This window comes from Bacillus sp. 103mf, assembly GCF_900116295.1.
Taxonomy (GTDB): domain Bacteria; phylum Bacillota; class Bacilli; order Bacillales; family Bacillaceae_G; genus Bacillus_A; species Bacillus_A bruguierae.
Genome location: NZ_FPAF01000001.1, coordinates 413,780 through 438,240, shown reverse-complemented (window position 1 = coordinate 438,240; position 24,461 = coordinate 413,780). Strand labels below are relative to the sequence as shown.

Sequence of the window (24,461 nt, the reverse complement as noted above, 5' to 3'; positions counted from 1 at the left end):
GGGAAAGAATGAGTTTTTTAAAAAAATTAAAAGAAAAAATTTCGAAGCAAACAGATACGGTAACAGAGAAGTTTAAACAAGGTTTAGAGAAAACGAGAAACTCTTTTGCTGAAAAAGTAAATGATTTAGTATATCGTTATCGTAAAGTTGACGAAGAGTTCTTCGAAGAGTTAGAGGAAATTTTAATTGGTGCGGACGTGGGTGTGTCCACAGTAATGGAGTTAATTGACCAATTAAGAGACGAAGTGAAGCATCGTAATATTCAAGACCCAAAAGAAGTGCAAGCTGTTATCTCTGAAAAATTAGTTGAGATTTATAAAGGTGACGGTAATTTTAATAATGAATTAAATGTGCAAGAAAACGCATTGACAGTTATTTTATTTGTCGGGGTAAACGGTGTTGGAAAAACAACGACGATTGGAAAAATGGCACATAAATTTAAATCAGATGGAAAATCTGTATTATTGGCAGCTGGCGACACATTCCGTGCTGGTGCAATCGAGCAGCTAGAAGTGTGGGGGGAACGTGTTGGTGTAGATGTAATTAAACAAGGATCAGGTTCTGACCCAGCAGCTGTTATGTATGATGCAATTCAAGCTGCAAAATCGCGGAAAGTTGATGTTTTGTTATGTGATACAGCGGGACGTTTGCAAAACAAAGTCAACTTAATGAAAGAGTTAGAGAAAGTAAAACGTGTAATTGAACGTGAAGTTCCTGGTGCTCCTCATGAAGTACTACTTGTCATTGATGCAACAACAGGACAAAATGGTTTAAGTCAAGCGAAGACATTCCGTGAGGCAACAAATGTAACGGGTATTGTCCTAACAAAATTGGACGGAACTGCTAAAGGTGGAATTGTATTGGCGATTCGTAATGAGATGGATGTACCGGTGAAATTTGTTGGTCTGGGAGAACAGATGGATGACTTGCAAGCATTTGATCCAGAACAATATGTATATGGATTATTTGCGGACCTTGTAGAAACAGCAGTGGAATAAGTAGAAAAAGAGGGAGCGGTGTTTACCGCTCTTTCTTTTTGAATTTAAATTAAGTTGTTAAGAAAAAAACTTGACACACATTTACTCTCCATGTAAACTAATTCATGTAAAGGTAATTCACTTAACAAAGGGTGATTCAACATGCTCGAAAAAACAACGAGAATGAATTATTTGTTTGATTTTTATCAATCGTTGTTAACGCCAAAACAAAGAAGTTATATGTCACTTTACTATCTCGATGATCTATCGCTTGGTGAAATTGCAGAAGAATTTGAAGTAAGCCGCCAAGCAGTGTATGATAACATTAAACGGACAGAAGCGATGCTTGAAGAATATGAAGAAAAGTTATTATTACTTCAAAAGTTTCAAGAAAGGCAGCAACTTGTTGCAAAGTTAAAGCAGCTAATCAGCGAAGAAGAGCATGTAGATGAACAAGTAAAACAAGTTGTTGAAGCTATCGAAAATTTAGATTAGGAGGGCGGCAATATGGCATTTGAAGGATTAGCCGACCGACTTCAACAGACAATGCAAAAAATTCGCGGTAAAGGGAAAGTATCTGAAGCCGACGTAAAAGAAATGATGAGAGAAGTTCGTCTTGCTCTTTTGGAAGCAGACGTTAACTTTAAAGTAGTAAAAGATTTTGTTAAACGTGTGTCTGAGCGGGCTGTCGGACAAGATGTAATGAAAAGTTTAACGCCTGGACAGCAAGTTATTAAAGTAGTACAGGAAGAACTTACAGAATTAATGGGCGGCCAGCAGAGTAAAATTGCTGTCTCTAACCGTCCGCCAACCGTTATTATGATGGTTGGATTGCAAGGTGCGGGTAAAACGACGACAACAGGTAAACTTGCGAATTTACTTCGTAAAAAGCATAATCGGAAACCGATGCTTGTTGCAGCTGACATTTATCGTCCAGCGGCAATTAAACAGCTTGAAACACTCGGTAAGCAATTGGATATGCCAGTTTTCTCTTTAGGAGACAAAGTAAGTCCTGTTGAAATCGCAAAGCAAGCAATTGCAAAAGCAAAAGAAGATCATCATGATTATGTTCTTATTGATACAGCAGGTCGACTGCATATCGATGAAGAGCTTATGGATGAATTAGCACAAGTGAAAGAAGTAACAAAGCCGGATGAAATTTTCCTTGTTGTTGATGCAATGACAGGACAAGATGCGGTAAACGTTGCGCAAAGTTTCCATGAACAGCTAGGTTTAACAGGTGTTGTATTAACGAAATTAGATGGTGATACGCGCGGAGGTGCAGCACTATCTATTAAAGCTGTTACAAACACACCGATTAAATTTGCTGGTATGGGTGAGAAATTAGATGCACTAGAGGTATTTCATCCAGAACGCATGGCATCGCGTATTTTAGGTATGGGTGATGTTCTGACGTTAATTGAAAAGGCGCAGGCGACAGTTGATGAAGAAAAGGCAAGAGAACTTGAGCAAAAAATGCGCACACTTTCCTTTACGTTGGATGATTTTCTAGAGCAATTAGGACAAGTGCGTCAATTAGGACCACTTGATGAGCTATTAAATATGCTTCCTGGTGCTGGGAAAATTAAAGGATTAAAAAATGTCCAAGTTGATGAAAAGCAAATCGGACACATCGAAGCGATTATTCGCTCGATGACAAAATTAGAGCGTGAACAACCGGAAATCATTAACGCTAGTCGTAAGAAACGTATTGCTAAAGGTAGTGGTACAACTGTGCAAGAGATCAATCGTCTTTTGAAGCAATTTGAAGATATGAAAAAGATGATGAAAACGATGTCTGGTATGCAAAAAGGTAAGAAAAAAGGACTAGGTGGTTTGAAGTTTCCATTTATGTAAGGAAAAAAAGATGGCTCTGTTAAGAAATTATACTTTACAAAGGGTCACTCTTTTTGCTAATATTATTATCTGTGTGAAATATATTCGGAGGTGCTTTATAAATGGCAGTTAAAATTCGTTTAAAACGTATGGGAGCTAAAAAATCTCCTTTCTATCGTGTAGTTGTTGCAGATTCTCGTTCTCCTCGTGACGGACGTTTCATCGAGGAAATCGGAACTTACAATCCAGTTGCTCAGCCAGCTGAAGTTAAAATTAACGAAGAAGCAGCATTAAAATGGTTAGGAAACGGTGCGAAACCATCTGATACAGTTCGTAACCTATTCTCTAAGCAAGGCATCATGGAGAAATTCCACTTATCTAAACAAGGTAAGTAATTGAAGCAATGGCTATGTCAGGGTTAATCGAAACAATTGTTAAACCCCTTGTGGATCATCCTGAAGATGTAAAGGTTACACAGGAACTGTACAACGGAGAGATGAAGTATCGATTAACCGTACATCCTGAGGATGTGGGTAAAGTCATTGGGAAACAAGGGCGAGTTGCAAAAGCAATTCGAACGATCTTATATGCAGCGGGACATCATCAAAATGAAAAAGTCACGCTGGAAATTCAATAAGTATAAAAAGGGCGAGGATCTGTTCCTCACCCTTTTTTAACATTTTAAGATAAATCGCATCTTCAGCAAAGAGAATGGAGATGCTAACGACATATAACGAACAGGGGTGACGTGCTGTTTATGACGAAATGGTTTAATGTAGGGAAAATTGTAAATACTCACGGTGTTAGAGGAGAAGTGCGTGTCGTTTCGCGTACAGATTTTCCAGAAGAGCGTTATAAAGTAGGAAACATATTATACATATGGCAAGAGAAGGGCGCTGAGCCATTAGCTGTAAAGATTACTTCTCATCGTAGTCATAAGTCTTTTGATTTATTGACATTCGAAGGCTATAACAATGTAAATGAAGTAGAACAGTGGAAAGGTTCTTTATTAAAAGTCCCAGAGGACCAGCTTGGAGAATTGGCTGAAGGAGAGTATTATTATCATGAAATTATTGGTTGTACAGTTGTAACAGAAGACGGAGAGACAATTGGTACAATTAAAGAAATTCTTTCTCCTGGCGCAAACGACGTTTGGGTCATTAAACAGCCAAAAGGCCAAGATATTTTAATTCCGTATATTGAGGAAGTTGTCTTACAAGTAAACATCAATGAACAGCTTGTGACCATTCATGTGATGGAAGGATTACTGTAATGAAAATTGATATTTTAACATTGTTTCCAGAGATGTTTACAGGTGTATTTGGTTCTTCTATATTAAAAAAAGCACAAGAAAAAGAAGCAGTGCAGCTAAGAGTTGTTAATTTTCGTGATTATTCAACTAATAAACATAATAGTGTGGATGATTACCCGTACGGCGGCGGAGCTGGAATGGTATTAACACCACAACCCATTTTCGATGCGGTAGAAGAGTTAACGAAGGAAACGGAACGCAAACCACGCGTTGTGTTAATGTGTCCGCAAGGAGAGCGTTTTACCCAAAAAAAAGCTGAAGAATTAGCTGAAGAAGAACATCTAATTTTCATTTGTGGCCATTACGAAGGGTATGATGAGCGTGTTCGTGAGCATCTTGTAACCGATGAAATTTCAATAGGTGATTATGTATTAACAGGCGGAGAATTGGCATCTATGGTTATTACAGATAGCGTTGTCCGCTTATTACCTGATGTTTTAGGGAATGAACAATCACAAATAGAAGATTCATTTAGTACAGGGTTACTAGAACATCCGCATTATACAAGACCAGCGGATTTTCGTGGAATGAAAGTACCAGATGTACTTCTGTCTGGAAATCATAAATATATTGAAGAATGGCGTCAAAAAGAATCATTGCGCCGTACCTTTATGCGTCGCCCTGATTTATTAGGGGAACGTAGTTTATCTAAACAAGAGGAAAAATGGTTAGCAGAATTTAAAGAAGAGAAGTAAAAAATGCTATTGCAACAAACTGAGCAATATGCTATTATAACACTTGTGCTACTTATAGAGGGTAGCCGTTAACAACGGTGTTCCGCTGCAATTTATGAAATGACTTTGTATGAGCATCTGTTTGGAAGGAGAGAATTGAATATGCAACAATTAATCGCAGAAATTACAAAAAATCAATTAAAAACTGATTTACCTTCATTCCGTCCTGGTGACACTTTACGCGTACACGTAAAAGTAGTAGAGGGTACTCGTGAGAGAATTCAGATTTTTGAAGGTGTTGTAATTAAACGTCGTGGTGGCGGAATTAGCGAAACATTCACAGTTCGTAAGATTTCTTACGGTGTAGGTGTTGAACGTACATTCCCAGTTCACACGCCAAGAATCGCGAAAATCGAAGTACTTCGCCGTGGTAAAGTACGTCGTGCTAAGTTGTACTACTTACGTAACCTTCGCGGTAAAAAAGCACGTATTAAAGAAATTCGATAAGACATGTATGGGAGCTTGTATTTGCAAGCTCCCTTTTTCCAATCTAGCTGTGTTTTTACTTACATATAATAAACAGCTTACATAACCGTGGAGGGGAATCGCATGACGAAACAAAAAAGTACGCTTTGGGAATGGACAAAAGCTATTTTGATTGCTGTTGTCTTAGCTTGGATTATTAGACAGTTTTTCTTTGCACCAATTCTTGTAGATGGTGTATCTATGGCACCGACTCTTCATGATCGTGATCGTATGATTGTCAATAAAATAGGTTATCACATTGGAGAACCAAAACGCTTTGATATCATTGTGTTTCAAGCGACAGAAGATAAAGATTACATTAAACGTATTATTGGTTTGCCTGGTGATCAGATAGAATATCGAAATGACACACTCTATATTAACGGAAAGCCATATGAAGAGCCGTATTTAGAGAAGCAGAAAAAGCAGCTTGCTGATGGTCCATTAACGTATGATTTTAAGCTTGAAGAAATTACAGGGAAGACAACAGTTCCAAAAGGAGAATTATTTGTATTAGGAGATAATCGCCGTTTTAGTAAGGATAGTCGTACAATTGGAACGATTTCAATAGACCAGGTAATTGGGAAAGCTAATATATTGTATTGGCCGTTAAAAGATGCACGTATTGTAAAATGAATGTAGAAAAGAAGGTGGAAATATGGTAATTCAATGGTTTCCTGGTCATATGGCTAAAGCAAGGCGCCAAGTAACAGAGAAATTAAAATTAATCGATGTGGTAATTGAACTTGTTGATGCAAGGTTGCCATTATCATCACGAAATCCAATGATTGATGAAATTATTACGCACAAGCCAAGACTTGTTGTTTTAAATAAAGCGGATATGGCAGATGATCGTGTAACAAAAGAATGGATTGCTTATTTTGGAGAAAAAGGCCATAAAGCAATCTCTATTAATGCGCAAGCTGGACAAGGTATGAAAGAAATTACAGCGGCTTGTAAAGAACTTGTGAAAGAAAAATTTGATAAAATGATAGCAAAAGGTATTAAACCAAGAGCAATTCGTGCTTTAATTGTTGGTATTCCGAACGTTGGAAAATCGACATTAATTAATAAATTAGCGAAGAAAAATATTGCTAAAACGGGCGATCGTCCAGGTGTAACAACAGCACAGCAATGGATTAAAGTAGGAAAAGAAATGGAACTATTAGATACGCCAGGTATTTTATGGCCAAAATTTGAGGATGAAATGGTTGGGCTTCGTCTCGCAACGACTGGAGCGATTAAGGATTCTATTTTAAATTTGCAAGATGTGGTTGTGTATGCACTTCGCTTTATGGAGAAACATTATCCCGAACGTTTGAAAGAGCGTTATAAGTTAAATGAAATTCCAGAAGGTATTGTAGAGCTATTTGATGCGATTGGAAAAAATAGAGGCTGTTTAATGGGCGGAGGACTTGTTGATTATGATAAAACATCAGAACTTGTTCTTCGTGAACTTCGCGCTGGTAAACTTGGAAAAATGACATTTGAGACACCGGAAGAAATAATGGAAGAAGCATAGAGCGAAACTTCTATTTAGTTCATCTCATTCGATGGATTTTACGAGTAGTTATTTTTAGTTTAGCATCTTTCATTTTTCTGAATGCAGAGATAAGAATTGCTGCTGTTAAATGGGAGAGAAAAGGTGCGCAATTGTGCACCTTTTCTTACTTGTAGGAGGAACTACGTATGTCTAAAAAACAAACAATTCAAGAAATTGAAGCTTTATTACAAGAAATTGAACAAGAAGACGACGAGCGTTTTAGTATGTTATTAGCAGACGAACGAAAAGGTGTGCAGAGACTTATTTTAAAGTGGAAAAAACAGCAAGGTGATAAAGAAAAAGAAAGACAAAAATTCGCTGAGATGTCAACGTATGAGAGTACACTTCGTCAAAAGGGGATTGTATCTATTGTTGGTATTGATGAAGTCGGAAGAGGACCTTTAGCAGGGCCTGTTGTTGCGGCAGCTGTTGTGCTCCCAGAAGATTTCTATATGCCTGGTTTGGATGACTCGAAAAAACTGAGTGAGGCCAAGCGTGAGCGGTTTTATGATGGAATTAAAGAGCAGGCGTTAGCAATTGGGATTGGGATTATTCCATCTCATGTTATTGATGAGATAAATATTTATCAAGCAACGAAACAAGCGATGTTAGAGGCTGTAAGTAATTTATCATGCAAACCAGAGCATTTGCTAATTGATGCAATGGAACTTCCGACTTCTATCCCGCAAACGTCTATTATTAAGGGAGATGCGAAAAGTATTTCGATTTCAGCTGCATCTGTAATTGCGAAAGTAACGAGAGATCGCATGATGAAGGAACTTGGAAAAAGGTATCCACAGTATGGATTTGAGCAACATATGGGTTATGGAACGAAACAACATTTACACGCGATTGAAGCTTACGGTGTGTTAGATGAGCACCGAAAAACGTTTGCTCCAATTAAAGATATGATTGAACAATAAGTTGTGAATTCACAGCTTATTTTTTTATTTTTGTATATTAACATTATTATTTTTAAAAAAAGAATAAAGCGATTTCAGTTTTCTGACACTTTATTGTAGACAGCATGGCAATCATTTTATACAATGACTAATGTAGTGTTTAAAAACATTAAAAAACTTTTCGAGTAAAACAGAAAAATAGGGGAGGATGGGACCATGAATATCCACGAGTATCAGGGTAAAGAAGTCCTTAGAAACTATGGGGTAAGTGTTCCGAACGGGAAGGTTGCCTTCACAGTAGAAAAAGCTGTAGAAGCAGCGAAAGAATTAGGAACGAGTGTATGTGTAGTAAAAGCACAAATTCATGCTGGCGGACGCGGCAAAGCTGGCGGTGTAAAAGTAGCAAAGAACTTAGAAGAAGTTCGTACATATGCAGAGGAAATTTTAGGGAAAACACTTGTAACTCATCAAACAGGTCCTGAAGGTAAAGAAGTAAAGCGCTTACTTATCGAAGAAGGATGCGATATTAAAAAAGAATATTATGTTGGTCTTGTGTTAGATCGTGCGACTTCTCAAGTTGTGTTAATGGCGTCTGAGGAAGGCGGAACAGAAATCGAGGAAGTAGCAGAGAAAACACCAGAAAAAATCTTTAAAGAATATATTGATCCTGCGGTAGGCCTGCAAGGCTTCCAGGCGCGTCGTATCGCGTTTAATATCAATATTCCAAACGAGCTTGTTGGACAAGCTGTGAAGTTTATGATGGGCTTATACCGTGCGTTTATTGAAAAAGACTGTTCTATCGCAGAAATTAACCCACTTGTTACAACAGGTGACGGAAAAGTTATGGCGTTAGATGCAAAATTAAACTTTGATTCTAATGCTTTATATCGTCATAAAGATATTTTAGCGCTTCGTGATCTTGATGAAGAAGATCCGAAAGAAGTAGAAGCTTCTAAGTATGACCTTAACTATATTTCATTAGACGGAAATATTGGTTGTATGGTAAATGGTGCAGGACTTGCAATGGCAACGATGGATATTATTAAACATTATAGCGGTGACCCAGCTAACTTCTTAGATGTTGGCGGTGGTGCTACAGCTGAAAAAGTTACAGAAGCTTTCAAAATTATTCTTTCTGACAAAAATGTAAAAGGTATTTTCGTTAACATTTTTGGCGGTATTATGAAATGTGATGTAATTGCAGAAGGTGTTATCGAAGCGACAAAACAAGTAGGTCTTGAATTACCGCTTGTTGTTCGTTTAGAAGGTACAAATGTAGAGCTAGGAAAGAAAATTTTAAATGAATCTGGCTTAAATATTGTTGCAGCAGAATCTATGGCAGACGGTGCGCAAAAAATTGTTTCACTAGTAGGCTAATAGAAAGTGGGGGAGAAAAAATGAGCGTATTAGTTAATAAAGATACAAAAGTTATTGTACAAGGTATTACAGGTTCTCAAGGTTTATTCCATACAAAACAAATGATTGAATACGGTACGAAAATTGTCGGTGGTGTAACGCCTGGTAAAGGTGGTACTGAAATCGAAGGTGTACCAGTATTTAATACAGTAGAAGACGCTGTAAAAGCGACAGGTGCAAATGCTTCTGTTGTATACGTTCCACCTGCTTTTGCTGCGGATGCAATTATGGAAGCTGTTGATGCAGAAATTGATTTAGTAGTATGTATCACAGAAGGTATCCCTGTATTGGATATGGTAAATGTTAAGAAATATATGCATGGCAAAAAGACACGTCTTCTTGGACCAAACTGTCCAGGTGTTATTACGCCAGATGAGTGTAAGATTGGTATTATGCCAGGATACATTCATAAAAAAGGTCATGTTGGTATCGTATCTCGTTCAGGTACATTAACATATGAAGCTGTACATCAATTAACACGAGAAGGAATCGGCCAATCAACTGCAGTTGGTATTGGTGGTGACCCTGTAAATGGCACAAACTTCATCGATGCTTTAAAAGCATTCAATGAAGATGAAGAGACACATGCTGTTATTATGATTGGTGAAATTGGTGGAACGGCAGAAGAAGAAGCTGCTGAATGGGTAAGAGCGAACATGACGAAACCTGTTGTCGGCTTTATCGGTGGTCAAACAGCACCTCCAGGAAAACGTATGGGCCATGCTGGTGCGATTATTTCTGGTGGTAAAGGTACAGCTGCTGAAAAGATTAAAACAATGGAAGCATGCGGTATTAAAGTTGCTGAAACACCAGCTGTTATGGGTGAAACTTTAATTTCTGTTTTAAAAGAAAAAGGCTTATTTGAAACTTGTAAAAATTATTAATCATTTAGAAAGACACCTTCTGTAAAAGAGGGTGTCTTTTATCCTTTTTATAGTTAACATAATAATAATTATGGGTAAGGAGAATGTATATGAAACGTGAAAGATTATTGCATCTTCATTACTGCTTGGCAGATCAGTGGAAAGTACTTAGGCGTTTATTAGCTATTGATCCGCAGTTAACGGAAATTTACTCCTTTCAAGCTCCTCAAATTGAAAAATATCTTGGGCTGCCTATGCAAAAAGCCTCTGCACTTGTTTCTTATCTCCAAAAAACATCCCCTTCTTTTTGCATTCAACAATTACAAGATGAACACGTTTTTTATATGACGATATGGGATGATGATTATCCGAGTTTATTGTGCCAAATTCCTGATCCCCCGTTTATTTTATATGGAAAGGGACAGAAGGAAATATTGCAATGGACAAAAAAATTAGCTGTTGTTGGAACGAGAAATCCGTCTTTATATGGAAAAGGAAGCATACAATCTATTTTACAACCGCTTATGAACAATGAATGGCTAATCGTGAGTGGTCTTGCAAATGGAATTGACACAATTGCTCATGAAATTGCAGTAGAACAGCGCTTTGCGACAATTGCAGTATTAGGACATGGTTTACAATATATGTATCCAAAGAAGAATCGAGATTTTTATGAAAAATGGAAAGCACAAATCTTGCTTGTAACGGAGTATCCCCCGCATTATGCGCCGCAAAAATGGTATTTTCCGAGACGAAATCGTATTATAAGCGGGCTTTGTCAAGGGGTTCTTGTAGTAGAGGCGAAAGTGCGGAGTGGTTCTCTTATAACAGCAGATTACGCCTTAGAGCAAAATAGAGAAGTATTTGCTATGCCGGGTCCTAATTATATTGAAAGTGCGGTTGGAACGAATCAGCTCATTCAACAAGGAGCAAAATTAATTCAATGTGCCGAAGATGTGATAGAAGAACTTTCAAATTATAAAATAAATCCATTTTAATTTTTTGGCATATAGATTACTGCTATGCAGAAAAAAGGAGTATGCACTCGCTTTCTCCCTTTGTTTGCACTTTGCGTGTGGCAGAAAAAGGCCCTGACCGCTTCTATGCATGGCCAGATGCTCTTGTGCCGCAGAGGGTTTTCCTTCGTTTTCTCAACTTAAATTTCTAAAGTTATCTATATATCCTTGCCACGCAAAATAAAACATACCCCGCTCCCGCTATCTACCTTGTGTTTTCAACCTTGCGTGTGGCAGAAAAAGGCCCTGACCGCTTCTATGCATGGCCAGATGCTCTTGTACCTGTTGAAAAAGAAAGAGGATTTTCTTTCTTTTTCAACTAATATTTTTAAAGTTATCTATATATCCTTGCCACGCAAAATAAAACATACCCCGCTCCCGCTATCTATCTTGTGTTTTCAACCTTGCGTGTGGCAGAAAAAGGCCCTGACCGCCCCTATGCACGGCCAGACGCTCTCGCCCGCCTAAAAAGAATGGGTTTTATGTCTCTTTTTAATTGAATTTATAAAGTATATTTCATGTTTTTTATTAAACAATTATTGACAAATAGTAGATAGTCACTGTATGGTATATTCATTGTTGATTGACAAAAACGAGAGAAATCAATAATATTAGTCAATAATCCATCCAAAAAGGTTTTAGGAACTTTGAGGAAGGAACTTTTGTGTGAATAAAGATGAAGACTTGAATCCACCTCTTAAGGAGGCACTAGCATGTCAGATTACCTTGTAATCGTGGAGTCGCCTTCTAAGGCGAAAACTATTGAAAAATATTTAGGGAAAAAATACAAAGTAGTCGCGTCTATGGGCCATGTTCGCGACTTACCTAAAAGTCAAATGGGGATAGAAGTGAAAAATAATTTCACCCCAAAGTATATTACCATTCGTGGTAAAGGGCCTGTTTTAAAAGATTTGAAAACAGCGGCAAAAAAAGCAAAAAAAGTGTATCTTGCAGCCGATCCAGATCGCGAAGGAGAAGCGATTGCTTGGCATTTAGCAAATACGCTGAATGTAGATGTGGAGTCGGATTGCCGAGTCGTATTCAATGAAATTACAAAAGATGCGATTAAAGAATCCTTTAAACATCCTCGTGCAATTAATATGGATTTAGTGGATGCACAGCAAGCGAGACGTGTACTTGATAGACTTGTCGGTTATAATATTAGTCCTTTATTATGGAAGAAAGTAAAAAAAGGATTAAGTGCAGGTCGTGTGCAGTCTGTTGCAGTTCGCTTAATTATAGAACGCGAAAAAGAAATTCAAGCGTTTATCCCAGAAGAATTCTGGACAATTAAAACTGAATTTGTAAAAGGGAAAGAGACGTTTGAAGCATCCTTTTATGGAATAAGCGGGGAAAAAGTAGAATTAACAAATGAACAACAAGTAAATGAAATCATTGAAAAAATGCAAGAAAATGCTTTTTCGGTTGAAAATGTAACGAAAAAAGAGCGGAAACGTAATCCGGCATTACCATTTACGACATCTTCTCTGCAACAAGAAGCTGCGAGAAAGTTAAATATGCGAGCAAAGAAAACGATGATGCTTGCGCAGCAGCTTTATGAAGGTATCGATATTGGAAAGCAAGGAACGGTTGGATTAATCACATATATGCGAACGGATTCAACGAGAATTTCAGAAACTGCGCAGCAAGAAGCACGTTCTTATATTGAAGAAGCATTTGGTGCAGACTACATAGGAGCACAAAAGAAGAAAGAATCGAAAAAAGTAAATGCACAAGATGCGCATGAAGCAATTCGCCCTTCATCTGTCTTACGTAAACCAGACGAACTAAAAAGTTATTTGAGTCGTGACCAATATCGTTTATATAAACTGATTTGGGAGCGATTTGTTGCAAGTCAGATGGCATCTGCTATAATGGATACCGTTACAGCTACACTGATAAACAATTCTGTTCAATTTCGTGCGCATGGATCTGTTGTGAAGTTCCCGGGATTCATGAAGGTGTACGTGGAATCAAAAGATGACGGGACAGAAGAGAAGGATAGAATGTTACCGCATCTAGATATAGGGGAAACAGTCTTTTCTAAAGATGTCGAACCGAAACAACACTTTACGCAGCCGCCACCACGTTATACAGAGGCGCGTTTAGTAAAAACGTTAGAGGAACTTGGAATTGGTAGACCGTCTACATATGTACCAACGCTAGAAACGATTCAAAAACGTGGGTATGTAGGGTTAGACAATAAGCGATTTGTTCCGACTGAACTTGGCGAAATTGTAATTGAACTTATTTTAGAGTTTTTCCCTGAAATTATTAACATTGAGTTTACGGCCAATATGGAGAAAAATCTTGATGAAGTGGAAGATGGAAAAGCAAATTGGGTACAAATTGTCGATGATTTCTACAAAGGTTTTGAACCGCGTTTAGAAAAGGCGGAAAAAGAAATGCGCGAAGTAGAAATTAAAGATGAACCTGCCGGAGAAGACTGTGAACTGTGTGGCAATCCAATGGTCTTCAAAATGGGTAAATTCGGAAAGTTCATGGCTTGTTCTAATTTTCCGGATTGCCGAAATACGAAACCGATTGTAAAAGAAATCGGTGTTACATGTCCAAAATGTAATGAAGGGCAAATTATCGAACGAAGAAGCAACAAAAAGAAACGTCTTTTTTACGGCTGCGGTACATATCCAGAGTGTGACTTCGTTTCTTGGGATAAACCAATTGGTCGGAAATGTCCAAAGTGTGAAGGTATGCTTGTTGAGAAGAAGTTGAAAAAAGGCGTTCAGGTACAGTGTATTTCTTGTGATTATGAAGAAGAACAACAAATGTGAGCCTACCAGCTCACATTTTTTTCGGGAAATGAAAAAAGAAAGGTGAGACATATGACAACACAAGTAGTAAACGTAATTGGCGCAGGTCTTGCGGGAAGTGAAGCAGCTTATCAAATCGCAAAGCGCGGGGTTCAAGTAAGGTTATATGAAATGCGACCAGTAAAACAAACACCAGCTCATCATACGGATAAATTTGCTGAGCTTGTATGCAGTAACTCGCTTCGTGCAAATACATTGACAAACGCGGTTGGTGTAATTAAAGAAGAGATGCGCCGTATGGATTCTGTTATTATTCGTGCAGCAGACGAATGTTCAGTGCCAGCAGGCGGTGCGTTAGCTGTAGACCGTCATGAATTTGCTGCTAAGGTAACGGAATATGTGAAAAATCATCCGAACGTGACGGTAGTGAATGAAGAAATTACAGAAATTCCAGAAGGACCTACTGTAATTGCAACAGGGCCTCTTACTTCATCAGGTCTAGCAGCGCAACTGAAAGAGCTAACAGGCGAGGATTATTTTTACTTCTATGATGCAGCAGCGCCGATTGTAGAAAAAGATAGCATTGATATGGAGAAAGTATACTTAAAATCCCGTTATGATAAAGGGGAAGCAGCATATTTAAACTGTCCGATGACAGAGGAAGAATTTAACCGTTTTTATGATGCGTTAATTGCTGCAGAAACAGTGCCATTAAAAGAATTTGAAAAGGAAATTTTCTTTGAAGGGTGTATGCCGGTAGAAGTAATGGCAAGTCGTGGTAGACAAACATTGCTATTTGGACCGATGAAACCAGTTGGATTAGAAGATCCAAAAACAGGGAAAACACCGTATGCTGTTGTTCAATTACGTCAAGATGATGCAGCAGGAACGTTATACAATATTGTTGGTTTCCAAACACACTTAAAGTGGGGACCACAAAAAGAAGTGTTACAATTGATTCCTGGACTAGAAAATGCAGAAATTGTACGTTACGGTGTGATGCATCGTAATACATTTATTAATTCACCGAAATTACTTCGTCCAACGTACCAATATAAAAATCGTGATGATTTATTCTTTGCAGGACAAATGACTGGAGTAGAGGGATATGTAGAATCAGCTGCTTCGGGCTTGTTAGCAGGCATAAATGCAGCTCGCCTTGTGAAAGGTGAAGAACCGGCTGTGTTACCAGCAGTAACAGCGATGGGGAGTATGGCGAATTACATTACAACGACGAATGCGAAAAACTTCCAACCGATGAACGCGAATTTCGGGCTATTTGCACCGCTAGAAAAGAAAATTAAAAAGAAGCAAGAGCGTAATGAAGCATATGCAAATCGCGCATTAGAAACAATTCAAAATTTTGTAAATATTTAGTCAAATTTCTTGCAAAGGCTACTAAATTGTGATACGATTTAGTAGCCTTTATTGAGGTGAAGAGTATGAATGAAGATGTGAATAAAATGTTACAATTATTCGTCGGATATTTACAAATTGAAAGAAATTATTCAAAATATACAATTGCAAGTTATCAAAATGATTTAGAACATTTTGTACAATTTATGAGGCGAGAAGGTATTTTGACTTTTGAGGATGTTACGTACGTTGATGTTCGTTTATATTTAACAACTTTACATAATGAAAAGTTAGCAAGGAAGTCTGTAGCACGAAAAATCTCGAGTTTACGAAGTCTGTATCGCTTCTTGATGCGTGAAGGATATCGGGAAGATAATCCATTTGCACTTGCCGCGCTCCCCAAAAAAGAATGGTCAATTCCAAAATTTTTGTACGATGAAGAATTAGAAAAGTTATTCGAAGTTTCGGATACTTCTAAACCACTAGGGCAACGAGATCAGGCTTTATTGGAGCTTATGTATGCGACGGGGATTCGTGTAAGCGAATTCGTGAAGCTTCAGCTTACGGATATTGATTTTTCAACAGGTACGATTTTGGTAATGGGGAAAGGAAAGAAACAACGCTATGTTCCTTTCGGAAGTTATGCACAAGATGCTTTAGTAACTTATATAGAAAATGGGAGAAAACAATTGGAGAAAAAATCGCAAGAACACTCGCAAACGGTGTTTTTAAATGCGAAAGGCACACCGCTAACTGATCGAGGTGTTCGATATGTTTTAAATGAACTAATAAAAAAAACATCTCTTACAATGCATATAAGTCCGCATATGTTAAGACATACATTTGCAACCCATATGTTAAATGAAGGGGCGGATTTAAGAGCTATACAAGAATTATTAGGACATGAGAATTTATCGGCGACACAAATTTATACGCACGTCTCAAAAGAAAGATTGCGCTCGGTTTACATGATGCACCATCCTCGCGCATAAATTGCTTTTAAAAGCTATAAAGTGAAACTTCTATTAATGGAAGAGGGCTTTTTCTTCCTCACTAATAGTTAGTTGAACCAATCGGGCTCTAACGGGTAGTTAACCTTTAATCATTTTTTGATTTATCAGAATTTCGAGGTTTAATTGCTTGTTAATAGCCAGATAAAAACAAATAAAGGAGTTTTTTTGCTATGGGAAACTTCCATGCTACAACGATATTTGGGATTCACCATAATGGAGAATGTGCAATGGCTGGTGACGGGCAAGTTACGCTTGGGAATGCTGTTGTTATGAAGCATACAGCTCGTAAAGTTCGAAAGTTATTTCATGGTAAAGTGTTAGCTGGTTTTGCAGGCTCTGTAGCAGATGCTTTTACACTATTTGAGATGTTTGAAGGAAAGCTTGAAGAATACAATGGTAATTTACAGCGAGCTGCCGTAGAAATGGCAAAGCAGTGGCGAGGAGATAAGATGCTTCGCCAATTAGAAGCAATGTTAATTGTTATGGATAAAAATACGCTATTGCTTGTGTCAGGAACAGGTGAAGTAATTGAACCTGATGATGGCATTTTAGCAATTGGTTCTGGTGGACATTACGCACTTGCAGCAGGACGCGCTTTAAAACAACATGCAGGTTCTCATTTTACAGCGAGAGAAATTGCGAAGGCGAGTTTAGAAATCGCTAGCAATATTTGTGTGTATACAAACGAAAATATTATTGTGGAAGAACTGTAGAACTGTAAGGGAGGCATTTTATATGCATTTACATTTTACTCCGCGACAAATTGTAGAAAAGTTAGATCAATATATCATTGGTCAAAAAGATGCGAAAAAAGCAGTTGCAGTGGCGCTTAGAAATCGTTATCGCCGCAGCAAATTGGCAGAAGGACTTCGTGATGAAATTGCACCAAAAAACATTTTAATGATTGGACCGACTGGGGTTGGAAAAACAGAAGTAGCAAGGCGAATTGCAAAACTTGTTGGTGCCCCTTTTATTAAAGTAGAGGCCACAAAATTTACAGAAGTAGGCTATGTTGGTCGTGATGTGGAATCTATGGTTCGTGATCTTGTGGAAACTTCCGTTCGAATTGTGAAAGAAGAAAAAATGATTCATGTTAAAGACAAAGCGGAAGAGCAAGCTAACCAACGAATTGTTGAAATTTTAGTGCCGCATAAGCAAAAAGAATCGGGATTTAAAAATCCGTTAGAAATGTTATTTGGTGGATATCAAAATCAAAACACAGCTCCAACATCAGAACAGCAAGATGAGAGAGAAGTTGAACAAAAACGAAAAGAAGTGGAAAAGCAGCTTGCTTCGGGTTTACTCGAAGAAGAAATGATTACAATTGAAGTGACGGAACAACAATCATCTATGTTCGATATGCTCCAAGGTACGGGAATGGAACAAATGGGCATGAATTTTCAAGATGCGCTTGGAAGTTTTATGCCGAAAAAAACGAAAAAACGTAAAGTTTCTGTAAAAGAAGCAAGAAAAGTCTTGACAAATGAAGAGGCACAGCGCTTAATTGATATGGATGAAGTTACACAAGAAGCCGTTTATCGTGCTGAACAGCTTGGGATTATTTTTATTGATGAGATTGACAAAATTGCTGGTAAACAATCGAATAGCGTTGATGTATCACGTGAAGGCGTGCAGCGCGACATCTTACCGATTGTGGAAGGATCGACTGTTGTGACAAAATATGGACCGATAAGAACGGATTATGTTTTATTCATTGCAGCGGGCGCTTTTCATATGTCAAAGCCGTCAGATTTAATTCCAGAACTGCAAGGAAGATTCCCAATTCGCGTAGAGTTGACGAAATTGTCAGCAGAGGACTTTGTGAAAATCCTTGTAGAGCCAGATAATGCTTTAGTGAAACAATATATAGCATTATTGGAAACTGAAGGTATAGAAATTGAATTTTCTGACGAAGCTATTCGTAAGATTGCCGAGATTGCTTATCAAGTCAATCAAGACACAGATAATATTGGAGCAAGAAGGCTCCATACCATTATGGAAAAACTTCTTGAAGATTTATCGTTTGAAGCATCTGAAATTACGTTAGAAAAGGTAACGATAACACCTCAGTATGTAGAGGAAAAGTTAGCGACGATTGCTAAAAATAAAGATGTGAGCCAGTTTATTTTGTAATAGTATCATCAGGTGACTCGCCCTAGTTTCCAAGTGATTAAAAAGCATGTGAATAATGTGTAGGAGGAAATTTAGAAATGGAATTATTAGCAAAAACAAGAAAGTTAAATGCGTTATTACAGAGCGCAGCAGGAAAACCAGTAAACTTTAGAGAAATGGCTGACACGATGTGTGAAGTAATTGAAGCGAACGTGTTTGTTGTAAGTCGTCGCGGGAAATTATTAGGATATGCAATTCACCAACAAATCGAAAACGAGCGTATGAAACAAATGCTTGCTGAGCGTCAGTTCCCAGAAGAGTATACAAAGAATTTATTCAATGTAACTGAAACATCTCCAAACTTAGAAGTAAACAGTGAATATACAGCGTTCCCTGTAGAAAATAGAGAGTTATTTGGTCAAGGTTTAACAACAATCGTACCAATCGTTGGTGGTGGTGAGCGTCTAGGTACATTAGTATTGGCACGTCTTGGTCAAGAATTTTTAGACGATGATTTAATTCTTGCTGAATATAGCTCTACTGTAGTAGGTATGGAAATTCTACGTGAAAAAGCGGAAGAAATTGAAGAAGAAGCACGTAGTAAAGCGGTTGTACAAATGGCGATTAGTTCATTATCATACAGTGAACTAGAAGCGATTGAACATATTTTCGAAGAGTTAAATGGAACAGAAGGTTTACTTGTTGCAAGTAAAATTGCTGATCGTGTAGGTATTACACGTTCTGTAATTGTAAACGCACTTCGTAAATTAGAAAGTGCTGGTGTAATTGAGTCTCGTTCTTTAGGTATGAAAGGAACGTACATCAAAGTATTAAATGACAAGTTTTTACATGAACTTGCAAAATTAAAAACAAACTAATTTCAATAGACTAAAAGCTCTTCTGTGTAATGCAGAAGAGCTTTTTTTAATAGGAGTAGCATATATAAATACAAGCTGAAAAACGGATATAAAATCCTTTTTTAGGGGGAGGAGAGAGGAACTGACCGTGCATAGAAGCGGTCAGGGCCTTTTTCTGCCACATGCGCAGTGAAAACCAGAGAGAGTAAGCGAGTGCAGGTTCTTTTTTCATAACAGTAATCTCTATGTTGAAAAATCAAAAGGGATTCATACATAAATCCCAATTAAAAAATCGACATAAAACTATTTTTTTCAGTGGAATACTAGCGTAAACAGAATGAAAAATGGAAATGTTATAAAGAGTGAGTAATGATTTCATAGAAAAAAAGAGCAATGAAAAAGAAAGTTTGACAATGTATGTATTTTCGACTTGATTGTGATATTTTGTTGTGATATAGTTGTCAGTGGTGTCAGTACAAAGTACACACGTTCATTGATTTAAGTGTTGGTGCTACGCTTGTAGTTTCGCTTAAAGATGAAGTGAACGGAGGATATCAAAAACCATTTAGGAGGAACTAAATTATGTCAGTAATTTCTATGAAGCAATTGCTTGAAGCTGGTGTTCACTTCGGACATCAAACTCGTCGTTGGAACCCAAAAATGAAACGTTACATTTTCACAGAGCGTAACGGTATCTACATCATCGACTTACAAAAAACTGTGAAAAAAGTTGAAGAAGCATTCAACGTAATGAGAGACATCGCTGCTAACGGCGGTAACGTATTATTCGTAGGTACAAAAAAACAAGCACAAGATGCTATTAAAGAAGAAGCAACTCGCGCTGGTATGTATTTCGTTAACCAACGTTGGTTAGGTGGTACATTAACAAACTTCCAAACAATTCAAAAGCGTATTAAACGCCTTAAAGACATCGAAAGAATGCAAGAAGATGGCACTTTCGAAGTACTTCCTAAGAAAGAAGTTGTACAACTTAAGAAAGAATTAGAGCGTCTTGAAAAATTCTTAGGCGGCATTAAAGATATGAAAGGTCTTCCAGATGCATTATTCGTAGTAGACCCTCGTAAAGAGCGTATCGCTGTTGCTGAAGCACGCAAATTAAACATTCCAATCATCGGTATCGTTGATACAAACTGTGATCCAGATGAAATCGATCATGTAATCCCAGCAAACGATGATGCAATTCGTGCTGTAAAACTTCTTACATCTAAAATGGCAGACGCGATCCTTGAAGCAAAACAAGGTGAAGAAACTGTTACTGCGTAACAAATTTAGAAAGGTGATAAGGGGGTAGGCCTTTTATCACCTTTTTTAAGGTATATACATATTTTAGGAGGATGAAAAGTATGGCAATTACTGCACAAATGGTAAAAGAACTTCGCGAAAAAACTGGCGCAGGTATGATGGATTGCAAAAAAGCGCTAACAGAAACTAACGGTGACATGGAGAAAGCAATTGACTTCCTACGTGAGAAAGGTATTGCGAAAGCTGCGAAAAAAGCAGACCGCATTGCTGCTGAAGGTTTAACTTTCATCGAAGCAAACGGTAACGACGCTTTAATCTTAGAATTAAACTCTGAAACTGATTTCGTTGCGAAAAATGAAGGTTTCCAAACATTAATTAAAGAATTAGCTGCTCACTTATTAGCTAACAAACCTGCTAACATTGAAGAAGCTATGGCTCAAACAATTTCAAACGGCAAAACAGTAGAAGAGCACATCAACGAAGCAATCGCTAAAATTGGTGAAAAACTTACACTTCGTCGTTTCGAAATCGTATCAAAAACTGATGCAGATGCATTCGGTGCTTACCTACACATGGGTGGACGCATTGGTGTATTAACAGTTCTTGAAGGTTCTACAGATGAAGCAGCTGCTAAAGATGTAGCAATGCACATTGCAGCAGTTAATCCTAAATACATCGACCGCGATGCTGTAACAGCTGAAGAAGTTGAGCATGAGCGTCAAGTATTAACACAACAAGCTTTAAACGAAGGCAAGCCAGAAAAAATCGTTGCGAAAATGGTTGAAGGTCGTCTTGGCAAATTCTTCGAAGAGATTTGCTTACTTGACCAAGCATTCGTTAAAAACCCTGATATGAAAGTTCGTCAGTTCGTTGAGTCTAAAGGTGGAACATTAAAAGGATTCGTTCGCTACGCTGTTGGTGAAGGAATCGAAAAACGCGAAGATAACTTTGCTGAAGAAGTAATGAACCAAGTAAAAGGTAACAACTAATAAAGATTTGGGGACACATTGTGTTCCCTTTTTTAAAATAAAGATGCAAGTACTGGAGGTTCATTATGAGTAAGCCAAAATATAATCGTGTAGTATTAAAGCTAAGCGGTGAAGCTTTAGCTGGAGATAAAGGGTTTGGAATAAACCCATCTGTTATTAAATCTGTTGCACAGCAAGTAAAAGAAATTGCTGAGCTTGATGTAGAAGTTGCAGTCGTTGTTGGTGGCGGTAACATTTGGCGTGGAAAAATCGGGAGCGAGATGGGAATGGACCGTGCAACAGCCGACTACATGGGCATGTTAGCAACAGTAATGAATTCCTTAGCTCTTCAAGATAGCTTGGAAAATTTAGGAGTTCAAACACGTGTGCAAACTTCTATTGAAATGCGCCAAGTAGCAGAACCTTACATTCGTCGTAAGGCAAATCGTCACTTAGAGAAGAAGCGTGTTGTAATTTTTGCGGCAGGTACAGGTAACCCTTACTTCTCTACTGATACAACAGCGGCATTACGTGCAGCTGAGATTGAGGCAGATGTTATTTTAATGGCGAAAAATAATGTAGATGGCGTATATAGTGCAGATCCAACTGTTGATGAAACAGCGACAAAATATGAGTCACTTACATATTTAGATGTCTTAAAAGAAGGTTTAGGTGTAATGGATTCTACAGCTTCTTCTTTATGTATGGACAATGATATTCCACTAATTGTATTCTCAATTATGGAAGAAGGAAATATTAAGCGCGCCGTTATCGGCGAAAATATCGGAACAATTGTAAGGGGGAAATAAGATGGCACAACAAGTAATGAATAATGCAAAAGAAAAAATGGAAAAAGCAGTTGCAGCATATTCTCGTGAACTTTCAACAGTTCGTGCAGGTCGTGCGAGTGCGTCTGTATTAGATAAAGTACAAGTAGATTATTACGGTGCACCAACGCCAGTTGTACAATTAGCAAATATCACAGTGCCTGAAGCACGTTTACTAGTTATTCAACCGTATGATAAAACATCTATCGGTGATATTGAGAAGGCAATTTTAAAAGCTGATTTAGGATTAAATCCTTCTAATGATGGATCTGTTATTCGTATTGCATTCCCTGCATTAACAGAGGAACGCCGTCGTGAACTTGTGAAAGTTGTGAAGAAATATTCTGAAGATGCAAAAGTAGCTGTTCGTAACGTTCGTCGCGATGCAAATGATGATTTAAAGAAACTTGAGAAAAATGGCGATATTACAGAAGATGACTTAAGAGGATATACAGAAGATATCCAAAAAGAAACAGATAAGTATATCGTAAAAGTTGACGATATTACAAAAAACAAAGAAAAAGAAATTATGGAAGTGTAATCGCGAAATTTTCGCAAATATGACCCTCTTCTTAAGGGGGTCTTTTTACACTTTTAGGCATATGTCTGCTCGTTGGAGGGTTTGAATGATGTTTAGAAAACTTCCTTTTTTTAAAGGCAATAAGATTGCGTCGTTTGATCATCTCGTAGAAGAAGCAAAAAAAGGAGAAATTCCAGCACATATTGCAATCATTATGGATGGTAATGGAAGATGGGCGAAAAGAAGAGCGATGCCTCGTATTGCAGGTCATCATGAAGGGATGCAAGTCGTAAAGAAAATTACGAAGTTTGCCAGCAAGCTCGGTGTTAAAGTATTGACCCTTTACGCCTTTTCTACAGAGAACTGGAAAAGACCTAAAGTGGAAGTGGATTATTTAATGAAACTTCCTGAAGAGTTTCTAGGTACATTTTTACCGGAGCTTGTTGAAGAAAATGTACAAGTACGTGTGATGGGACAAAAGGATCGCCTTCCAGATCATACGCGAAGAGCGATGGAAAAAGCAAGTGAAGATACGAAAGATAACACGGGGTTAATTTTAAATTTTGCGTTAAACTATGGAAGTCGTGATGAAATTGTGTCTGCTGTGCAAAATATAGTTAAGGATAGTGAGGGAGGAAAACTTCGTTCTGAAGAAATAACAGAAGAAATGATTTCTTCGTACTTAATGACAAGAACATTGCCTGATCCTGATTTACTAATCCGAACAAGCGGTGAACTTCGTATAAGTAATTTTATGTTATGGCAAATTGCTTATACAGAATTTTGTTTTACCGATGTATATTGGCCAGATTTTACAGAGGAACACTTATTACAGTCTATTACTGACTTCCAAAATAGAGGTCGCAGATTTGGAGGCGTGTAGAAAGAGAGGGTTTGGTAGTGAAACAGAGAATAATTACTGGAGTGATTGCTGCCGCGCTATTCATCCCCATCGTATTTTACGGTGGCGTGCCTTTTACAATTTTAGTGTATGCATTAGCTTCTGTTGGATTATATGAATTAATTCGAATGAATAAACTAACGATTATTTCTGTACCGACAATTTTATCAGCATTATTGTTATGGACTATTTTAGTTCCGAGTGATGTAATGGGCGTATTTGAAACAATTGGTTTATCAAAAGTAGAAATTACATTTGTAATTGTCTTATTACTTTTATCATATACTGTCCTTTCTAAGAATACATTTACTTTTGACAATGCTGCATTTTTATTAATGGCAACAACGTATGTTGCGATGGGTTTCTTTTATTTAAATGAAACGCGTATTGCAGGAATTCAGTACGTATTTTATGCGTTGTTTGTAATCTGGGCAACGGATTCCGGCGCTTATTTTATCGGAAAAGCCATCGGGAAACGAAAACTTTGGCCGGAAATTAGTCCAAATAAAACGATAGAAGGTTCTATCGGTGGTATTTTATGTGGAATTGTTGTTGCTCTTGTGTATAATGTATTTTTACCGGTTCATTCCAATATAGGTGTCCTTATTGCAGTTACAGTTGCAATATCGGTATTTGGCCAAATTGGAGACTTAGTAGAGTCAGCATTTAAACGTCATTATGGTGTGAAAGATTCGGGTACAATTTTGCCAGGACATGGTGGTATTCTTGATCGCACTGATAGCTGGCTATTTGTATTGCCGCTATTACATTTCTTACATTTCATTTAATGAATGAACGAGGAGTAGAAG

27 protein-coding genes are annotated in these 24,461 nt (G+C 37.7%); 26 read left to right on the top strand and 1 reads right to left on the bottom strand.

Annotated elements, in window-relative coordinates; genetic code table 11:
* Positions 1-8 precede the first annotated feature (8 nt).
* From ftsY to codY, 20 genes are all read left to right on the top strand, one after another.
* The gene (ftsY, locus tag BM350_RS02120; protein WP_090912722.1) at positions 9-998 is read left to right on the top strand and encodes a signal recognition particle-docking protein FtsY; all 990 of its coding nucleotides are present in this window, start codon (positions 9-11) and stop codon (positions 996-998) included.
* 141 nt (positions 999-1,139) lie between these two features.
* Positions 1,140-1,472, top strand: a complete 333-nt coding sequence (locus BM350_RS02115) for a putative DNA-binding protein (RefSeq protein ID WP_020059181.1) — start codon at positions 1,140-1,142, stop codon at positions 1,470-1,472.
* A 12-nt stretch (positions 1,473-1,484) separates the two neighbouring features.
* Entirely contained in the window at positions 1,485-2,834 is a 1,350-nt protein-coding gene (gene ffh, locus BM350_RS02110) for a signal recognition particle protein (RefSeq protein ID WP_090912724.1), read from the top strand.
* 101 nt (positions 2,835-2,935) lie between these two features.
* Positions 2,936-3,208, top strand: coding sequence for a 30S ribosomal protein S16 (gene rpsP, locus BM350_RS02105; protein WP_090912726.1), 273 nt, complete (start codon positions 2,936-2,938; stop codon positions 3,206-3,208).
* 14 nt (positions 3,209-3,222) lie between these two features.
* A complete protein-coding gene (locus BM350_RS02100) occupies positions 3,223-3,450 on the top strand; it encodes a KH domain-containing protein (RefSeq protein WP_090913677.1) in 228 nt (75 codons plus the stop codon).
* A gap of 120 nt (positions 3,451-3,570) precedes the next feature.
* A complete protein-coding gene (gene rimM, locus BM350_RS02095; protein ID WP_090912728.1) occupies positions 3,571-4,086 on the top strand; it encodes a ribosome maturation factor RimM in 516 nt (171 codons plus the stop codon).
* Positions 4,086-4,820: a tRNA (guanosine(37)-N1)-methyltransferase TrmD gene (gene trmD / locus BM350_RS02090; RefSeq protein WP_090912730.1), complete on the top strand. Its 735-nt coding sequence runs from the start codon at positions 4,086-4,088 to the stop codon at positions 4,818-4,820. Before rimM ends, trmD begins: the two co-directional genes overlap by 1 nt.
* A gap of 141 nt (positions 4,821-4,961) precedes the next feature.
* Positions 4,962-5,306: a 50S ribosomal protein L19 gene (gene rplS / locus BM350_RS02085; protein ID WP_035428999.1), complete on the top strand. Its 345-nt coding sequence runs from the start codon at positions 4,962-4,964 to the stop codon at positions 5,304-5,306.
* Between the two features lie 102 nt (positions 5,307-5,408).
* Positions 5,409-5,960 carry a signal peptidase I gene (gene lepB, locus BM350_RS02080; protein WP_090912732.1) on the top strand — a complete coding sequence of 184 codons (552 nt, stop codon included), beginning with the start codon at positions 5,409-5,411 and terminating at the stop codon, positions 5,958-5,960.
* Positions 5,961-5,982: 22 nt separating this feature from the next.
* Positions 5,983-6,846, top strand: a complete 864-nt coding sequence (gene ylqF / locus BM350_RS02075; RefSeq protein ID WP_090912734.1) for a ribosome biogenesis GTPase YlqF — start codon at positions 5,983-5,985, stop codon at positions 6,844-6,846.
* 167 nt (positions 6,847-7,013) lie between these two features.
* Positions 7,014-7,790, top strand: coding sequence for a ribonuclease HII (locus BM350_RS02070; RefSeq protein ID WP_090912736.1), 777 nt, complete (start codon positions 7,014-7,016; stop codon positions 7,788-7,790).
* Between the two features lie 195 nt (positions 7,791-7,985).
* Positions 7,986-9,146: an ADP-forming succinate--CoA ligase subunit beta gene (sucC, locus tag BM350_RS02065; RefSeq protein ID WP_090912738.1), complete on the top strand. Its 1,161-nt coding sequence runs from the start codon at positions 7,986-7,988 to the stop codon at positions 9,144-9,146.
* Between the two features lie 20 nt (positions 9,147-9,166).
* Positions 9,167-10,069 carry a succinate--CoA ligase subunit alpha gene (gene sucD, locus BM350_RS02060; RefSeq protein WP_090912740.1) on the top strand — a complete coding sequence of 301 codons (903 nt, stop codon included), beginning with the start codon at positions 9,167-9,169 and terminating at the stop codon, positions 10,067-10,069.
* An 89-nt stretch (positions 10,070-10,158) separates the two neighbouring features.
* The gene (dprA, locus tag BM350_RS02055; RefSeq protein WP_090912742.1) at positions 10,159-11,046 is read left to right on the top strand and encodes a DNA-processing protein DprA; all 888 of its coding nucleotides are present in this window, start codon (positions 10,159-10,161) and stop codon (positions 11,044-11,046) included.
* 731 nt (positions 11,047-11,777) lie between these two features.
* Positions 11,778-13,856, top strand: coding sequence for a type I DNA topoisomerase (topA, locus tag BM350_RS02050; RefSeq protein ID WP_090912744.1), 2,079 nt, complete (start codon positions 11,778-11,780; stop codon positions 13,854-13,856).
* A gap of 51 nt (positions 13,857-13,907) precedes the next feature.
* Entirely contained in the window at positions 13,908-15,212 is a 1,305-nt protein-coding gene (gene trmFO, locus BM350_RS02045; RefSeq protein WP_090912746.1) for an FADH(2)-oxidizing methylenetetrahydrofolate--tRNA-(uracil(54)-C(5))-methyltransferase TrmFO, read from the top strand.
* A 65-nt stretch (positions 15,213-15,277) separates the two neighbouring features.
* Positions 15,278-16,183 (top strand): tyrosine recombinase XerC, encoded by a 906-nt coding sequence (gene xerC, locus BM350_RS02040; protein WP_090912748.1) that lies wholly within the window; start codon positions 15,278-15,280, stop codon positions 16,181-16,183.
* Positions 16,184-16,374: 191 nt separating this feature from the next.
* A complete protein-coding gene (hslV, locus tag BM350_RS02035; protein WP_090912750.1) occupies positions 16,375-16,917 on the top strand; it encodes an ATP-dependent protease subunit HslV in 543 nt (180 codons plus the stop codon).
* Positions 16,918-16,939: 22 nt separating this feature from the next.
* Positions 16,940-18,337 (top strand): ATP-dependent protease ATPase subunit HslU, encoded by a 1,398-nt coding sequence (gene hslU, locus BM350_RS02030; RefSeq protein WP_090912751.1) that lies wholly within the window; start codon positions 16,940-16,942, stop codon positions 18,335-18,337.
* Between the two features lie 77 nt (positions 18,338-18,414).
* Positions 18,415-19,194, top strand: a complete 780-nt coding sequence (codY, locus tag BM350_RS02025) for a GTP-sensing pleiotropic transcriptional regulator CodY (RefSeq protein WP_090912755.1) — start codon at positions 18,415-18,417, stop codon at positions 19,192-19,194.
* A gap of 46 nt (positions 19,195-19,240) precedes the next feature.
* On the opposite strand, the gene BM350_RS26725 is transcribed toward codY, so the two are convergent.
* Complete coding sequence (locus BM350_RS26725) at positions 19,241-19,405, bottom strand: hypothetical protein (RefSeq protein ID WP_170857638.1); 165 nt, start codon at positions 19,403-19,405, stop codon at positions 19,241-19,243.
* A 350-nt stretch (positions 19,406-19,755) separates the two neighbouring features.
* On the opposite strand from BM350_RS26725, the gene rpsB reads away from it, so the two are divergent.
* The 6 genes from rpsB (at position 19,756) to BM350_RS01995 (ending at position 24,440) form a co-directional block, all read left to right on the top strand.
* The gene (gene rpsB / locus BM350_RS02020; RefSeq protein ID WP_090912758.1) at positions 19,756-20,457 is read left to right on the top strand and encodes a 30S ribosomal protein S2; all 702 of its coding nucleotides are present in this window, start codon (positions 19,756-19,758) and stop codon (positions 20,455-20,457) included.
* An 80-nt stretch (positions 20,458-20,537) separates the two neighbouring features.
* A complete protein-coding gene (tsf, locus tag BM350_RS02015; protein ID WP_090912760.1) occupies positions 20,538-21,425 on the top strand; it encodes a translation elongation factor Ts in 888 nt (295 codons plus the stop codon).
* Positions 21,426-21,490: 65 nt separating this feature from the next.
* Positions 21,491-22,213 carry a UMP kinase gene (pyrH, locus tag BM350_RS02010; RefSeq protein WP_090912762.1) on the top strand — a complete coding sequence of 241 codons (723 nt, stop codon included), beginning with the start codon at positions 21,491-21,493 and terminating at the stop codon, positions 22,211-22,213.
* Position 22,214: 1 nt separating this feature from the next.
* Positions 22,215-22,772 carry a ribosome recycling factor gene (frr, locus tag BM350_RS02005; RefSeq protein ID WP_090912765.1) on the top strand — a complete coding sequence of 186 codons (558 nt, stop codon included), beginning with the start codon at positions 22,215-22,217 and terminating at the stop codon, positions 22,770-22,772.
* An 85-nt stretch (positions 22,773-22,857) separates the two neighbouring features.
* On the top strand, positions 22,858-23,634 hold the full coding sequence (locus BM350_RS02000) for an isoprenyl transferase (RefSeq protein WP_090912766.1): 777 nt from the start codon (positions 22,858-22,860) through the stop codon (positions 23,632-23,634).
* A gap of 17 nt (positions 23,635-23,651) precedes the next feature.
* Positions 23,652-24,440 carry a phosphatidate cytidylyltransferase gene (locus BM350_RS01995; RefSeq protein WP_090912768.1) on the top strand — a complete coding sequence of 263 codons (789 nt, stop codon included), beginning with the start codon at positions 23,652-23,654 and terminating at the stop codon, positions 24,438-24,440.
* Positions 24,441-24,461 lie beyond the last annotated feature (21 nt).